Annotated in this window: 14 protein-coding genes and 1 tRNA gene; 2 read left to right on the forward strand and 13 right to left on the reverse strand. The window is 61.1% G+C overall.

Annotated features, from left to right (window positions below; translation table 11 throughout):
* Positions 1–3 precede the first annotated feature (3 nt).
* The 10 genes from queG to O4H31_RS01175 form a co-directional block, all read right to left on the reverse strand.
* A complete protein-coding gene (gene queG, locus O4H31_RS01130; protein ID WP_269341958.1) occupies positions 4–1,068 on the reverse strand; it encodes a tRNA epoxyqueuosine(34) reductase QueG in 1,065 nt (354 codons plus the stop codon).
* Positions 1,068–1,736 carry a glutathione S-transferase family protein gene (locus tag O4H31_RS01135; protein ID WP_067624607.1) on the reverse strand — a complete coding sequence of 223 codons (669 nt, stop codon included), beginning with the start codon at positions 1,734–1,736 and terminating at the stop codon, positions 1,068–1,070. The genes queG and O4H31_RS01135 overlap by 1 nt, the downstream gene beginning before the upstream one ends.
* A gap of 58 nt (positions 1,737–1,794) precedes the next feature.
* On the reverse strand, positions 1,795–2,523 hold the full coding sequence (gene mtgA, locus O4H31_RS01140; protein WP_269341962.1) for a monofunctional biosynthetic peptidoglycan transglycosylase: 729 nt from the start codon (positions 2,521–2,523) through the stop codon (positions 1,795–1,797).
* 7 nt (positions 2,524–2,530) lie between these two features.
* Positions 2,531–3,235 carry an SGNH/GDSL hydrolase family protein gene (locus O4H31_RS01145; RefSeq protein ID WP_269341964.1) on the reverse strand — a complete coding sequence of 235 codons (705 nt, stop codon included), beginning with the start codon at positions 3,233–3,235 and terminating at the stop codon, positions 2,531–2,533.
* Between the two features lie 249 nt (positions 3,236–3,484).
* Positions 3,485–8,017, reverse strand: a complete 4,533-nt coding sequence (gene gltB, locus O4H31_RS01150) for a glutamate synthase large subunit (RefSeq protein ID WP_269341966.1) — start codon at positions 8,015–8,017, stop codon at positions 3,485–3,487.
* On the reverse strand, positions 8,014–8,448 hold the full coding sequence (locus tag O4H31_RS01155; RefSeq protein ID WP_269341968.1) for a GFA family protein: 435 nt from the start codon (positions 8,446–8,448) through the stop codon (positions 8,014–8,016). The genes gltB and O4H31_RS01155 overlap by 4 nt, the downstream gene beginning before the upstream one ends.
* Complete coding sequence (locus O4H31_RS01160; RefSeq protein WP_269341970.1) at positions 8,445–8,918, reverse strand: GFA family protein; 474 nt, start codon at positions 8,916–8,918, stop codon at positions 8,445–8,447. Before O4H31_RS01160 ends, O4H31_RS01155 begins: the two co-directional genes overlap by 4 nt.
* 1 nt (position 8,919) lies before the next feature.
* Entirely contained in the window at positions 8,920–10,353 is a 1,434-nt protein-coding gene (locus O4H31_RS01165; RefSeq protein WP_269341972.1) for an NAD(P)-dependent oxidoreductase, read from the reverse strand.
* A gap of 159 nt (positions 10,354–10,512) precedes the next feature.
* Positions 10,513–11,319, reverse strand: a complete 807-nt coding sequence (locus O4H31_RS01170; RefSeq protein WP_269341975.1) for an undecaprenyl-diphosphate phosphatase — start codon at positions 11,317–11,319, stop codon at positions 10,513–10,515.
* A complete protein-coding gene (locus O4H31_RS01175) occupies positions 11,319–12,305 on the reverse strand; it encodes a complex I NDUFA9 subunit family protein (RefSeq protein WP_269341977.1) in 987 nt (328 codons plus the stop codon). Before O4H31_RS01175 ends, O4H31_RS01170 begins: the two co-directional genes overlap by 1 nt.
* Before the next feature lie 168 nt (positions 12,306–12,473).
* Here O4H31_RS01175 and O4H31_RS01180 point away from each other — a divergent pair.
* A tRNA-Leu gene (locus O4H31_RS01180) sits at positions 12,474–12,559 on the forward strand.
* 107 nt (positions 12,560–12,666) lie between these two features.
* Here O4H31_RS01180 and O4H31_RS01185 read toward each other — a convergent pair.
* The 3 genes from O4H31_RS01185 to O4H31_RS01195 all read right to left on the reverse strand — a co-directional run bounded on the left by O4H31_RS01185 (position 12,667) and on the right by O4H31_RS01195 (position 14,529).
* The gene (locus O4H31_RS01185; RefSeq protein WP_259946971.1) at positions 12,667–13,062 is read right to left on the reverse strand and encodes a response regulator; all 396 of its coding nucleotides are present in this window, start codon (positions 13,060–13,062) and stop codon (positions 12,667–12,669) included.
* A gap of 75 nt (positions 13,063–13,137) precedes the next feature.
* Positions 13,138–13,317 carry a hypothetical protein gene (locus O4H31_RS01190; protein WP_269341980.1) on the reverse strand — a complete coding sequence of 60 codons (180 nt, stop codon included), beginning with the start codon at positions 13,315–13,317 and terminating at the stop codon, positions 13,138–13,140.
* Positions 13,318–13,446: 129 nt separating this feature from the next.
* The gene (locus O4H31_RS01195; RefSeq protein WP_269341982.1) at positions 13,447–14,529 is read right to left on the reverse strand and encodes an NAD(P)/FAD-dependent oxidoreductase; all 1,083 of its coding nucleotides are present in this window, start codon (positions 14,527–14,529) and stop codon (positions 13,447–13,449) included.
* Between the two features lie 252 nt (positions 14,530–14,781).
* Between O4H31_RS01195 and O4H31_RS01200 the strand changes: the two genes are divergently transcribed.
* Positions 14,782–15,873 (forward strand): ABC transporter ATP-binding protein, encoded by a 1,092-nt coding sequence (locus tag O4H31_RS01200; RefSeq protein ID WP_269341984.1) that lies wholly within the window; start codon positions 14,782–14,784, stop codon positions 15,871–15,873.
* Positions 15,874–15,906 lie beyond the last annotated feature (33 nt).

Consider the following 15,906-nt stretch of genomic DNA (forward strand, 5'->3'; position numbering starts at 1 on the left):
CTCCTATGCCAACCGCTCTGCCGCCCAACACGCGGCATCGGCCACGGTGGGGTCGGCGTCTTCGGTCAGAGATTGCGCCACCGGGCGCAGCCGCGCCAGCCCGGAATTGCCGATGGCATAGAGGACGTTACGCACAAAGCGATCCCGCCCGATCCGTTTAATCGGAGAGCCGGAATAGCGCGCGCGGAACGCCGTATCATCCAGCGCCGCCAACTCTGCCAAGTCCGCCGGCTGCACAGCGGGGCCGTGATAGCGCATATCACTGGCCGCCACGGCGAATTTGTTCCACGGGCAAGCGGCAAGGCAATCGTCGCAGCCATAGATCCGGTTGCCCATCTTCTCGCGCAGGTCCAGATCGACCGGCCCTTTATGCTCAATCGTCAGATAGGAAATGCAGCGCCGCGCGTCGAGTTGATAGGGCGCAGGGAAGGCATCTGTCGGACAAGCCTCAAGGCAGGCGCGGCATGACCCGCAGTGGTCGACCTCCCACGCATCGGGGGCGAGATCAAGCGTGGTGAAAACAGATCCTAAAAAGGCCCAATTGCCGAATTTCCGGCTGAGAAGATTGGTATGTTTGCCCTGCCAGCCGAGCCCCGCCGCCTGCGCCAGCGCCTTTTCCGGCACCGGGGCGGTATCGACGAAAACCTTCACCTCAGGGTCAGCCGCACGGGCCTCCTCCATCAGCCAACGCGCCAGCCGCTTTAGCCGTTTTTTGACGATATCGTGGTAGTCCCGCCCCTGCGCATAGACCGAGATCGCGCCCTTGTCGGGATGCTCCAACACCGCGCGAGGGTCATGGTCGGGGGTGTAGCTTTCGGCCAGCATGATGACCGACCGCGCCTCGGGCCAGAGTGCGGCGGGATTGCCGCGCCAATGCATCCGCTCTTCCATCCAGCCCATCTGCCCGTGAAACCCCGCCTCGACAAAGCGAGCGAGCCGTTCGGGCATTTCGGGCACGTCTTCGGGGCGGCAAATGCGGCAGGCGACGAAACCTTCCTCAAGCGCCCGGGCCACCACCCGCGCCTTCAGGGCCTCCGGCCCGATCTCGGCGCGGGGGCGGGCAGGCATCAGAAGTCGAGGTTGTTGTAATGCACCGGCGGCGGGAAGCCCGGCAATTGGTCGGCGAGGATCGACCGAAAGGCGGGACGCGATTTGATCTTTGCGTACCAGTCCTTGACCACGTCAGAGCGGTTCCAATCCACGTCCGAGATATAGTCAAGCGAGGACAGATGCGCGGCGGCGGCGAAATCGGCCAGCGTCATCACATCACCCGCCAGCCAGCGGCGGTGGTCCAGCAGCCACGCCATATAGTCGAGGTGATATTTGATCGCCTTGGCCCCGGCCTTTACGTTCTTGCTGTCCGGGTAGCCCTGTTTGGTGACCTTCTTGTTGACCCGCTCGTACAGCAGCTTCGAGGTCACCTCGTCGTGGAACTTGTCGTCGAACCAGCTGACCAGACGGCGCACTTCCAAGCGCTGCACCGGGTCGCTGGGCAGCAATGACGCCTCTGGGCGGGTCTCTTCGATATACTCACAGATCGCGGCGCTTTCCGCCATCATGATCCCGTCAAGCCGCAGCACAGGCACCTTGCCCGCCGGATTGCGGCGCAGGAAATCGGGATCTTGTTCCCAATAGCGTTCCTCGACCAGTTCCACTTCGATCTTCTTTTCCCCAAGGCTAAGCCGCACCTTGCGACAGAAGGGGGACAAGGGAACGTGAAACAAGCGAGCCGTCATATAAAGTCCGTGTGGTTAAAGGGATTGCACTCTTCCATGCCTGCTGGCGCGGGGATTTTCAACTCTCGAAACAGGCGGCGCGACCGTCCGCGCGGATGGTCGCCGCCCCATCCATGATCTGGGCCGTGCGCTTGCGGGTAAAGTCACCGGGCCGGGAGGCGGAACGCTCTTTCGGGTCGGGCAGGATCGCGGCAAGCCGGGCGGCCTGCGTCGGGCTCAGGTCTGCCGCCGCGACGCCAAAGTAATGCGGGGCCGCAGCACCAACGCCAAAGACACCTTCGTCAAACTCGGCCACATTCAAATAGACCTCAATGATCCGGCGCTTGGGCCAAAGGGTTTCGACCAGTGGGGTCATCCCGGCCTCAAGTGCTTTGCGCAGCCACGAGCGGCCATGCCAAAGATAGACGTTCTTGACCGTTTGCTGGCTGATCGTGGACGCCCCGCGGGCAGAGCCGTTCTCAATCGCGGTGCGGATCGCCTGCATGTCAAAGCCCCAGTGATTGCAGAAATTCGCATCCTCTGCCGCGACAGCCGCGCGGGCCATCACGGGGGCGATCTGCTCAAGCGGCACCCAGTCGCGCTGCACCCCACCCAGACGGCGCGATTCCGAAAGCATGTAGACCCCGGTGGGCGGGTTTACGAAGCGGAACAGCAGCACCAGCAGCACGGCCAAGACAAAGGCAAACGCCAAGGCGCGTACCACCCAGCGGCCCGCGCGTTTCTTCAACGGGGGGCTTGCCTTGCTCGATTTCTTGCCCTTGGGGGCGGTCTTTTTCCGTGTCGCCATGGATCAGCTATAGGCCGTCTGCGGGTTTTTGTGAACGGTTCTCGCGCGCGGTGATTTCTTGGGCGAGGTAGGCACCGATCCGGGCAGAGCCACGGGCGGAGGGATGCACGTTGTCCCCGGCAAAAAGCCCGCGGTCCCCCCGGTCGATCACGTCTTCGGAATCGACGAAATGGATCCCGGGGCGGCCTGCGGCGAAAGTGGCGATGCGGGATTCGATTTCGACCAGATCATCGCGGCATCCGGCAAAGGAGCCTGAGCCGGAGCCTGCGTAATAGCCCATCCATATGACCTGCGCCCCGGTTTGGGCACGAAGGCGTTGCAAAAAGGCGGGGATGCTGCCGCTTTGACCGTCAGGTGCGATCAGCGCATTCACCGAGGCCCCGCAGGCCCCGCAGCCGCAATCGGCGCTCAGATCGTTGGCTCCGCCATTCACCACCACCCAGTTCCAGCGCCCGCCGGGGAACTGCTGCTGGATGTCAAATCCGACGGCAGAGGCGATGGTCGAGCCATTGTCGAACTGCGCGCCGGGCACGGCACGACTGGTGACGCTGCGGCGCGTTTGGTTGGCAATGACATCGGGGATCGAGCGGCCTCCATTCCACGCCATGATGGAATCGCCCAGCACGAGGATATCGCCCCCGCCACGCGGTGCGGTGTCGGTGCAGGCGCTGAGGCCTGTGACTATCAGCAATACCGCTAGAATTTTTCGCATGATCTGCCTCCCGTGGAAAGGCAGAGGTAGCGCAGACACTTTTGAATACCACCCCAGCCCGGAATCAAGCCGCAGGCGCCGGGCCATCGCCTGCCCGTCCCGGCGGGCTGGCGATTTGGTGAGGCTGGGCGAACCTCCGCGAACACACATCATCGCTGCGCCATAAAGTGGCCCGAAGCGGCGTTTCAATCGCCACCCCACGGGCAAGCGATCTCCCTCCCGCGCGGCCGAAGCCGCGCGGGGGATAACTTACTCCGCTGGAACTGCCGTCTCTTCCACCGACAGCGGCGCGGGCAGATGCACCAACATCTCCTTCGGGCAGACCTGCAGGAAGTTGTGCTTCTCAGTCTCCCAATGCTGAAGAATATCGGCGGCCTTGCGGCTGTTGGTCTCGGCGACATGACGCTCTAGCAGCCCGTGCAACTGATCCAACCAATGTTCGACGCTGACCGGGCAGGTCACGATCGTCTCGGCATTCATCAGCTTCGGTGCAAGCCCTTCGGGATCATAGAGATAGGCCATCCCCCCGGTCATCCCGGCGGCAAAGTTCGCGCCGATCTCGCCCAAGATCACCGCCACACCGCCGGTCATATATTCACAACCGTTGCTGCCGCAGCCTTCGATCACCACATGCGCGCCCGAGTTGCGCACCGCAAAGCGTTCGCCCGCCCGGCCCGCGGCAAAGAGGTATCCCGCCGTCGCCCCGTAAAGCACCGTATTGCCGATGATCGTATTCTCCGACGCCACAATCGGGCTCGCCATCGTTGGCCGTACCACAATCGTGCCGCCCGACAGACCCTTGCCGACATAGTCATTGGCATCGCCCGAGACTTCGAGCTTGAGCCCCGGTGCCGCAAAGGCACCGAGCGACTGCCCAGCCGAACCGGTCAGCTTCACCGTCAGGTGGTCTGGTTGCAGGGAATTGCGCATACCGAAGCGTTTCACGATATGGCTCGACACCCGCGTGCCCACGGTCCGATGCGTGTTTTGCACGGCGTAGGACAACTGCATCTTCTCACCATCCTCAAGGAAACGCGCGGCATCCCGGACGATCTGCGCATCAAGCGTATCAAGCACCACCTGACGCGGTTTGTCGCGGTCATAGACGTTCTCATGTGCGCCATCGACGGTGATCAACAGCGGGTTGAGGTCCAGATCATCCAAATGCGCCGAACCTCGGCTAACCTGCGTCAACAGGTCCGCGCGGCCGATGACCTCATCAAGGCTGCGCGCCCCGATGCTGGCCAGAATCTCGCGCACTTCGGTGGCGTAGAAGGTGATGAGGTTCACCACTTTGTCCGCATTGCCGGTGAACTTGCCACGCAGCGCTTCGTCTTGGGTACAGACGCCCACGGGGCAAGTATTCGACTGGCACTGACGCACCATGATGCAGCCCATAGCGATGAGTGCCGCGGTGCCGATGCCGTATTCCTCGGCCCCCATCATCGCCGCCATGACGATGTCGCGCCCGGTGCGCAGGCCACCATCGGTGCGCAGTGTCACCCGGTCGCGCAGGTTGTTCATCGACAGAACCTGATGCGCCTCGGTCAGTCCCATCTCCCACGGCAGACCCGCATATTTGATCGAGGTCGCGGGCGAGGCCCCGGTGCCACCATTGTGACCCGAGACCAGGATGATATCGGCCTTGGCCTTGGCCACGCCAGCGGCAATCGTGCCGACACCGCTCGACGCCACCAGCTTGACCGTCACCTTGCAGCGCGGGTTGATCTGCTTGAGGTCATAGATCAGCTGCGCAAGGTCTTCGATCGAGTAGATGTCATGGTGCGGCGGCGGCGAGATCAGCGTCACGCCCTTGGTGGAATGCCGCAGCCGCGCGATCAGGTCGGTGACCTTCATGCCGGGAAGCTGCCCACCCTCACCGGGCTTGGCACCCTGTGCGACCTTGATCTCCAACTCTTCGCACTGGTTCAGATATTCCGCCGTCACGCCAAAGCGGCCCGAGGCGACCTGTTTGATCTTGGCCGACGGATTGTCACCATTCGCCTCAGGCACGAAATGCGCCGGATCTTCGCCGCCCTCGCCGCTGTCAGATTTCGCACCGATGCGGTTCATCGCCACGTTCAGCGTTTTATGCGCTTCGGGCGACAACGCCCCCAGCGACATGCCCGGCGTCACGAAACGCTTGCGGATCGAGGTGATGCTTTCCACCTCCTCCAATGGCACCGGCGTGCCCTTGGGCTTGATGTCGAGCAGGTCACGCAGATGGATCGGCGGGTTGCTCTGCATCTTTTTCGAATACTGCTGCCACATCTGATAGGACGCCTTGTTGCAGGCCATTTGCAGCATATGCATGCTGCTCGCCTCCCAAGCGTGTTTTTCGCCCGTCTTGCGCTGCTTGTAGAAACCTCCAATCGGCATCACGACCCCGTCGCCCTGCCAGCCGCGTGCGTGGACCTCTTCGGCTTTGCGCTGAATGCCGACGACACCGATGCCTGAGATACGGCTGGTCATACCGGGGAAGTACTCGGCACACATGGCGCGCGAAAGGCCCACAGCCTCAAAGTTCAGACCGCCGCGATAAGACGAGATCACGGAAATCCCCATCTTCGCCATGATCTTGAGCAGACCTTGGTCAATCGCCTCACGGTATTTCTGCACCGCCTGCGTCAGGGTTATGTCCAGAAGCCCGCGCTCAATCCGGTCGGCGAGGGAATCTTCGGCCAGATAGGCGTTCACCACGGTCGCGCCGCAGCCCACAAGCACCGCGAAGTAATGCGGGTCGACACATTCCGCCGCGCGCACGTTGAGCGAGGTAAAGGTCCGCAAACCCTTGCGCACGAGGTGACTGTGCACCGCGCTGGTCGCAAGGATCATCGGCATCGCAACCCGGTCGGCCCCGCTGTGCTGATCGGTCAGCACCAGATGGCCCGCGCCAGAGCGCACGGCGTCTTCCGCCTCGGCCCGAATCCGCGCCAGACCGGCACTAAGATTGCCGTTGCCCGCCTCAAAGGTGCAGTCGATGGACACGGTATGCACCTTGAACTGCGCCATCAGTTCTTCGAACTGCGCATTGCCGACGAAGGGACTGTCGAGCACGAGGATCTCGGTTTGGGAGCTGTCTTCGTCAAGCACGTTCTTAAGGTTACCGAAGCGCGTCTTGAGGCTCATCACCCGGAATTCGCGCAAGGAATCGATCGGCGGGTTGGTGACTTGGCTAAAGTTCTGGCGGAAGAAGTGGCTCAGCGGGCGGTACTGGCCGCTCAGGACCGCCGAGGGCGTGTCATCGCCCATTGAGGCCAGCGTCTCTTTTCCGTCCTCGGCCATGGGCGCGAGGATCTGTTCCAGCTCTTCGATGGTATAGCCCGCAGCCACCTGACGGCGGCGCAGTTCGGCCCCGTCAAACAGCGGCTTTTCGGTGACGCGGCCAAGGACATCATCCATCTCGGTGATCTTGCCGACCCATTCACCGAAGGGCTGGTTCGACGCGAGCTTGTTCTTGATCTCGGTATCGTTGAAGAGTTTGCCCTCTTCCATATCGACCGCGATGATCTGGCCGGGGCCAAGCGCGCCTTTGCGCACGACGCGCGCCTCGTCCAGCGGCACCATCCCGGCTTCGGACCCGGCGATCAACATGCCGTCGGAGGTTTCCACATAGCGCATCGGGCGCAAGCCGTTCCGGTCAAGCCCGGCGCAGACCCAGCGGCCATCGGTCATCGCCAATGCGGCAGGGCCGTCCCACGGCTCCATCACGGAGTTGCAGTAGGAATACATGTCGCGCCATGCTTGGGGCAGTTCCACCGCCTGTTTCGACCACGATTCCGGCACCAGCATCGTCTTGGCCATGGGGGCAGAGCGGCCCGCGCGGACCAGCACCTCAAACACGGAATCCAGCGCGGCAGAGTCGCTGGATCCGGCAGCGACGATCGGTTTGATGTCCTCGGCCATGTCACCAAAGGTGGCGGAGGCCATGCGGATCTCATGGCTCTTCATCCAGTTCATGTTGCCCTTGAGCGTGTTGATCTCACCGTTATGGGCCAACATGCGGAAGGGCTGCGCCAGCCACCACTGCGGGAAGGTGTTGGTGGAATAGCGCTGGTGATAGATCGCGAAGGCACTGATGAACTTGTCGTCCTTCAGGTCGGGATAGAACTCGGCCACCTGCTCGGCCAGCATCATGCCCTTGTAGATGATGCTGCGGCAGGACATCGAGGCGATGTACATCTGCGGCACCTGCGCGGCGATGGCGGCTTTTTCGATGCGACGGCGGATGACGTAGAGTTCACGCTCGAAGGTTTCCTCATCCACCCCCTTGGCATTGGAGATCAGGATCTGCTCAATCTCGGGCCGGGTCGCGTTGGCCTTTTCGCCCAACACGGAGATGTCCACCGGCACATGCCGCCAGCCGTAGATGTAATAGCCCATGCGGAGCACTTCGGTCTCCACGATGGTCCGGCAGGTTTCTTGTGCTGCAAAATTGGTGCGCGGCAGGAAGACTTGGCCCACGGCGATCAGCTCGTTCTCGCGCGGGGTGTGGCCGGTGCGGCGGACCTGCTCATAAAAGAAGGGCACAGGGATCTGCACGTGGATGCCCGCGCCATCGCCGGTCATCCCATCGGCATCGACCGCGCCGCGGTGCCAGATTGCCTTGAGCGCGTTGATCCCGTTCAGGACGACTTCGCGGGTCTTCTCGCCGTTGATATTGACCACAAGGCCCACGCCGCAGGAAGAATGTTCTTCCTCGAAACTATACATGCCCTTTTCGGCCATCATCGCGCGTTTGGCTTCTTCGCGGGCCACCCAGGCGTCATCATATTTGGTCATGGCTTGGTTCCTTCCACAAACGCCGCAAATCCTGCTTCGACTTCGGCCTTGGTTTTGATCTCGTGGTCCCCGGCAAAGGCATAGCCGTCGGGCTTCACATCTATGTAAATCTCGGTCTTGAGCGGCAGGCCGCCCGCATTCTCCACCAACCCGGCAGAGAGTGAGTAATAGTCATGCCCCGGCAGCGTGAGGTGATACCAAAGCGTACTGCCGCAACTGTCGCACCATGCCCGCTCTGCCCAGTCCGAAGAGGCGTAAGATTTTACCGGGCCGTCATAGGTCAGGCTGCCCGGTTTCGCGTCGATCTCAAGGAACGCGCTGCCGGTCCAACGGCGGCACATCTCGCAGTGGCAGGCACCAAGCGCGTCTTTCAACGGCTCAAAGCTGACCGTGACCGCCCCGCAGAGGCAATGACCTCTCAAAAGGCTCATTGCTGGTCCTCCACATGCAGGGCGCGGGCCTCGTAATCGGCTTTGCTCACGCGCTCCAGTTCCCCGGCCAAGGCAAAGTTGCTTGGGGCGCGGTCGGCATAGACCACGCGCGCCAGCTTTGCCCCGCCAAACCCGTCGAAGAGCCCCGGAGCCAGCTCCAGCAGCTCCGCGTTCTCGCCTTCGGTATCGGCAAACCAAACCGCCGTGCCGCAGGTCTCGCACCACGCCCGCTCGGCGAAGGAGGATGAGGCATAGGTCCGGATCGGCCCATCGTAGGAAACCCGCGTGCGGGGCACTTCGATCCCCATTTGGACAGAGCCGCTCCACCGGGTGCAGAGGTCACAATGACAGGCCGAAATCGCAGCCAACGGCCCGGTCACATCCACCGTGACCGCGCCGCACAGACAATGGCCGTGGTGAGCTTCACCCCCTATGGCGTTGTCCGCTTTGATGGCTGCACCAGCACTCATCTCATTCCGCAGCGATGCGCTGCGCCCCGTTGAAATCATCGAGGATCGCCTGTGCGCAGTCGCGGCCATCCTTGATGGCCCAGACCACAAGGCTCGCCCCGCGCACGATGTCGCCCACGGCATAGACGCCATCAAGCGCCGTCGCCCCGGTGACGTAATCGGCTTTGATCGTGCCCCAGCGGTTCACCGGCAACTCCGGCTCATTCCACAGGGTCGGCAGGTCTTCGGGCTCGAACCCAAGCGCCATGATGACGAGGTCGGCGTCTTCGACGTAATCCGCGCCTTCGATCACCTCGGGAGCCTGACGACCAGTGACATCCGGCGCGCCAAGGCGCATCTTTTGCACCATGACGCCGGTCACCGGATCGCCGACAAAGCCCTTGGGTGCGCTGAGCCATTCAAAGATCACGCCTTCTTCCTCGGCGTTTTGCACTTCGCGTTGGCTGCCCGGCATATTGGCCCGGTCCCGACGGTAGAGGCACTTGACGCTCTCCGCGCCTTGGCGGATCGAGGTGCGCACGCAGTCCATCGCGGTGTCGCCACCGCCGATCACGACGACTTTTTTACCCGCAGCATTCAGACGGCCATTTTCGAATTCTTCGACCGTGTCGCCAAAGCTTTTGCGGTTGGAGGCGGTCAGAAAGTCAATCGCCCGCTCCACGCCGAAACCACCCACACCGGGGGCTTCGATCTCGCGCGTTTTGTAAACGCCTGTGGCGATGATCACCGCGTCATGTTTACCCCGGATCGCGCCAAAGCTGAGGTCGACACCCACATCGCAGTTCAGTTCAAAGGTCACGCCACCTTCGGCAAGCTGCGCATTGCGGCGCTCGACCACGTCTTTCTCAAGCTTGAAGCCGGGGATGCCATAGGTCAGCAAGCCGCCCGCTCGGTCGTAGCGGTCATAGATGGTGACCTGCACGCCCGCGCGGCGCAGCATGTCCGCCGCTGCCAGACCGCCGGGGCCGGCACCGATGATGCCAACGCTTTCAGCGCGCTCTTCGCGTGGGGCGGCGGGTTTGACCCAGCCCTGCTCCCATGCGGTGTCGGTGATGTATTTCTCGATGGAGCCAATGGTGACGGTGCCATGGCCCGACTGTTCGATCACGCAGTTGCCTTCGCACAGGCGGTCCTGCGGGCAGATGCGGCCACAGATCTCGGGGAAGGTATTGGTGGCCTGACTGATCTCATAGGCCTCTTGCAGACGCCCTTCCGCAGTCAGGCGGAGCCAGTCGGGGATATTGTTGTGCAAAGGGCAATGGGTCTGGCAGTAGGGCACGCCGCATTGGCTGCACCGGCTCGACTGCTCGGCCGCTTTGGCATCTGCATATTCGGCATAAATTTCGTCGAAATCCGTCCGGCGCAAATCGGGCGGGCGTTTTTCGGGCATATCCCGCGCAACGTCTGTAAATTTTAGCATGACCTGCTTCGCCATATACCCGTTCCTTCGACAAATTCCGTCAGAAGGCTCGTATACGAGAGCGCCAAAGTAAATAAAAGACAGCAGTACTGACCTATTTACCTCTTTCCGGGCAAATGGAACGCCCGGAGGTCATTTTTATGCATCATTTAAGGTCCGATTCGGACCCATCCATCAAAACCCTGCCCAAAGCGCAGTGATCACGACACCACCCACAAGGATTCGCCACCACCCAAAAAGCGCATAGCCATAGCGGCTGATGTAATCGAGCACCCAACGCACCACGAAGACGGCAGAAATAAAGGCCATGACAAAGCCCACAGCAATCTCGCCCATGGCAGAGGCATCCAGCACGTCGCGGTTCTTGTAGATGTCATAGGCAAAGGCGCCCGCCATCGTCGGCATCGACAAAAAGAACGAGAATTCCGCCGCGGCGCGTTTGCTGGCCCCCAGCAACAGGGCACCAACGATCGTCGCGCCCGACCGCGAGGTGCCCGGCACCATGGCAAGACATTGGATGACGCCGATCTTGAACGCCATGGAAAGCGGGAATCTGGTCGCGTCGGAATAGGTCGGCGCAGGTGCGATGCGATCCACGATCAACAGCACCACCCCACCCAGCACCAACATGATGGCGATCAGCAAAGGTGTTTCGAACAGGACCGTCTTGATGAAATCATGGGCCAAGACGCCGATGAACACCGCAGGCAGAAAGGCCAGAAGCACCGACCAGATGAACCGCCGCGCCTGCGGATCATGCGGCGCGGCCGAGAATACCGCCCAAAGCCGTGCGGAATAAACTGTCAGGATCGCCAGCACCGCGCCCAATTGGATCACGACCTCAAAGGTCCGCCCGGCGCTCTCAAAGCCCAAGAAGTGACCGGCCAACAGAAGATGCCCGGTCGAAGATACGGGGATGAACTCTGTCAGCCCCTCCAGCAAACCCAGAAAGGCGGCGATCAGAGTGGTCGACTGTTCCATTATCCCTGCCGCAGGTTACGTGCCGATGCCTTGATGGCGTCATACTGCCCCGAGGGTCGGAACCGCCAGAGATAGTCGGGCAGCACCGCGTCCATCGCGGTGGGGGTGATGCCAAGCTCGGTAAAGCCGCGCGCCCCTTCTGCCACAACGTTGTCTTTGCGCAGGTTTTTGACCTGATCGCGGGTCAGCATCTTGTTGGTGAAAAGACCAAAGGTCGCGGCCTGCACCATGTCGAACCCAAAGGCGACGGTCTTGGCCAAGAACCACGGCATGTTGAGCACCAAACGCCGACGGTGAATCACCTCAAGCATACGCTGCATCAGTCCGCGGAAAGTATCCACATCAGGGCCACCAAGTTCATAAACACCCGCGGGGGCCTGCCCCTCCAGAGTCTTTTCGGCCGCTTTGGCAACATCATCGACAAAGACCGGCTGGAACCGGGTAGAGGCACCGGCGACCGGCAGGATCGGGCCGGTGCGGGTCATGCCTGCAAAGCGGTTAAAGAACTCATCCTCGGGGCCAAACATGATCGAGGGGCGCAAGATCACGGCCTCAGGCATATGTTTAAGAATGGCGGCCTCGCCCTCGCCTTTGGTGCGGGCATAGTCGCTCTCGGCCTCCATATCCGCGCCGATGGCAGAGACATGCACGAAACGCCCAACTCCTTCGGTTGCGGCCATATGGGCGATACGCTCTGCCCCTTCGGACTGCACCGCGTCAAAGCTGTTCTTGCCGGTTTCGACCAGAATACCGACGCAGTTCACGACCGCGTCTGCCCCACGCAGCGCGTCGCGCACGGAGCCATCGTTGCGAATGTTGCACAAAACAGGTTCGACTTGGCCGACCACACCATAGGTCCGCACAAAGAGCGCTTCGTTGGGGTGGCGCACCGCCACCCGTACCCGCCAACCAGCTCTGGCCATGCGATACGCGATATAGCGTCCGACAAACCCCGAACCGCCATAAATCGTGACCAGCTTAGACATTCTGCCGCTCCTGTAGATAAATTCTCTGACAGGATGTACCCGTGCGCCGCCGCTGTCACAAGGCCAAACCCCCGGTTGTAGCGATCCTCGCGCAGGATTTTCTAGATTTCGCTCAAATTGCGATTGACAGTCACCCGGCTGAGCCTTAGAGCACCCCACACGATACGTGCCCAGGTGGCGGAATGGTAGACGCGCTAGCTTCAGGTGCTAGTACTGGCAACGGTGTGGAGGTTCGAGTCCTCTCCTGGGCACCAATATTCCCCGACAGATGATTGACTGTAGATCGGGTCTCAACCGACCCCGACGCTAAACACCCCGCAAGGGGGCGCTATGCCGCCCAGTCTGCGTACAGACGCATCCCCTATTGCACGGCAACGCCTGCGTTTTTCAGACATAACTGCAGCCGTCTTCCAAGCTCTGACAGGCTAAAAGGCTTTTTCAAACAGTCGCTTGCCCCTGCCGCCAAAGCGCGGCGCAGCAGATCTGCGTCTTTTCGGGTTGAGATCATGACGACCGGAACGCCGTGGTAGAATGGCAGGCCCCTGACATGGCTACAGAACTCAAGCCCGTCCATCGCGGGCATCATGAAATCCGTGATGATCACGTCTGTCGCGATCCGCTCCTTCGCCAGCGCGTCCAAGGCTTGGGCGGGGCATCCATAATCCGCCACACATGAAAATCCGACTTCGGCGAGGGACGCCTGAATGAACTGCCGCGCAATCTCTGAATCGTCGATAACGATAGCGTTCCAGTTCATTTCACCGCACCTTACATTCTAAACAACGCCCCGGGGGCCACCGTAGCGGTGTGGCACTTAATATCGTGTGAATGCTTAAATGCGTTTGCCGACAAACAGCGCCGTGTCGGAGCGGATGCAGGCGATCTCACCCTTTTGCCAGACAAGCTCCCCCTGCGCGGTCGCGTATTTGCCCATGCTGACGCAGGCGGTGATCGGGGTGATCTCTGTGACGTTTTGGGCGGCATCGAAACTGTGGCTGAACTGAATGGACATGGCTTGTGCTCCTGAGTTGACGTTAATCAACCTTCACACATGTCGCCGCTCAATGCCTGCTGGCGTCAGGATAACGGCCCTATTCTTAGGTATATGCCACGTCACTTTCAGACCACGAAAAGCGCCCCGTCAGCGACGGTTCAGCAGCTTTTGGTACTTTGGCACGAACAGATCCGCGCCTTTCACCTTTTTCGTTATCCAATCGCCTGCTGTGAACAGCATCAAAAAGCTATTGCCGCGTTCCGGCCCCAAGGGCAGCACGATCGGCGCCTCCGTGCCCCACGGGCGATAGGTTTTCATATCCGCCAGTTTGCGGCCCGTGATCAGCCCGGTGAGGGTCTTTTTCAACCAAGGCAATTGCCGGCTGACCGCGACGATGGTCATGGTGTCACCGGGGTCCGCCACGTCCCCGGCGGCAAAGACGTTGGGCAAGGACGAGGGGCGCAGATGGCCATCGGTCTTGATCCGCTCTGCGGCGGTGACCTCTGCGCCGGGCAGGTTTTTCAGCAAGTCAGAACAGGCGCGCGCCCCCAACACGGGAAAGATCAGATCGAATGCGCGCTCAGGTCCCCCTTCGAGGGTCACACTGCCCGCATGCGGCTCTGTCATAGAGGCGAGCCCTTCGACCTTTTTGCCGAGGATAAGTTCCACCCCGCTGGCCTTTAACTTCTTGCTCAGCGAAGCCCCAAGGCTGTCCGGCTTGGCCGCAAAGAGCTTATCGTCCATGGTGATCACGGTGATCTTTTTATCAGGCATAGCCTCGGCAATCTCGCCCGCAAGCTCAACCCCCACAGCCCCGGCGCCGATGATGCCGACGGACTTGGCCGCCTGTAGCTTTTCATGCGCGGCTTGGTTCGCGGCCCGCAGCCCGTCGATGTCTGCGCCTTTAGGCTTGAAGGGCGCGGCATAGTTTGAGCCGGTCGCGACAACGATGTAATCTGCGTCGACCCGCGCGCCGCTATCGAGGGTCACACCCTCCCCGTCCACACCCGTCGCCCGCGCCGCAACGACACGGCCGCGTTTCAGCAAGCGGTCATAGGGGATCAGCGAGTCCTCGACCAAACTGGGCTGCACCACGGCGCGAATCATCGCAGAGGCATGCACAAAATGGCTGCGCGGTTCGATCAATGTGACATCGGCGATGTCGTCCATCGCCTTGGCCAGTTCCGCCCCCAGATACCCGCCCCCTACGATTGCGATACGTTTGCCCATCGGTGCTGTCTCCTTGTGGTCATCCCAGTCTGCCGGACAATCTTGCCCATGCGGTTGGCTATCCACATAGGCGCGGGGTCATAAATTTCCCGTCCGGAATGCCAAAACCTGCCGACTGTGCCGCCAAAGTGGTCACATGCTCACCCGATAAGCGCCTTAAGGGGGGGCCGATTCTCTTAAGCGATACAACATATTGTTTAGAATCATCGCACCTGTTTAACTCCCCCCAGCGACAGGGAGAGCCGCGGCACAATGAAAGACACCAAAGCAGAGACTTTTCTGCGTTTTGATAACGTCAAGAAGAGCTACGATCAGGAAAACCTCGTCGTTAAAGGCTTCGACATGGATGTGCAGGAGGGAGAGTTCATCACCCTTCTTGGCCCCTCCGGGTCGGGCAAAACCACCGTGCTGATGATGTTGGCGGGGTTTGAAAGCGTCACCTCGGGCGATATCGCCATCAACGGTAAATCGATCAACAAGACCGCGCCCAACAAGCGCAACATCGGCATGGTGTTCCAAAACTACGCGCTGTTCCCGCATATGACGGTGGCTGAAAACCTCGCCTATCCGCTCAGCGTTCGCAAAATGGCCAAGGCCGATATCAAAGAGCGCGTGGCGGAGTATCTGGCATTGGTCGAACTGTCGGCCTTCGGCGACCGCCGCCCCGGCCAACTGTCGGGCGGCCAGCGGCAGCGCGTGGCACTGGCCCGTGCGATGATCTTCCAGCCGACGCTGATCCTGATGGACGAACCCTTGGGCGCGCTCGACAAGAACCTGCGCGAACAAATGCAGTTTGAGATCACGCGCCTGCACAAGCAGATCGGCTTTACCGTCATCTACGTCACCCACGACCAGACCGAGGCACTCTCGATGTCGGACCGGATCGCCGTTTTCAACGATGGCGTGGTGCAGCAATGCGCGCCCCCGGCAGAACTGTATGAGCGCCCGGTCAATGCCTTCGTGGCCGAGTTCATTGGTGAGAATAACTTTGTGCAGGGCAAGGTCAGCCAAATCGAAGGCGAGATCGCCAAGGTCGAGACAGACACCGGCACCATCACCACGCAAACCTCCGAAGGGCTGACCGTAGGCGCGCAATGCCGCGTGTCGATCCGGCCAGAGAAGCTGTTCATTCACCCCACGACCCATGCCCATGACAACGCGCTGACCGCGACCTTTGTCACGCGCATCTATGTGGGCGATTTCATCCGCTATTATTTCCGCCTCCCCGACGGCACCGACATTATCGTCAAAGTGCTCAACGACCTGTCCGCGCCCGAGTTCGAAGACGGCGCGACGGCGCAGCTGTTGTCCCTGACGAAAGATTGCATCGCCTTTGCCAATTAAGGGCGACCGGGGGCAAACCGGGGCCCCGCAAAA

The organism is Sulfitobacter dubius (assembly GCF_027214245.1).
GTDB lineage: Bacteria > Pseudomonadota > Alphaproteobacteria > Rhodobacterales > Rhodobacteraceae > Sulfitobacter > Sulfitobacter dubius_A.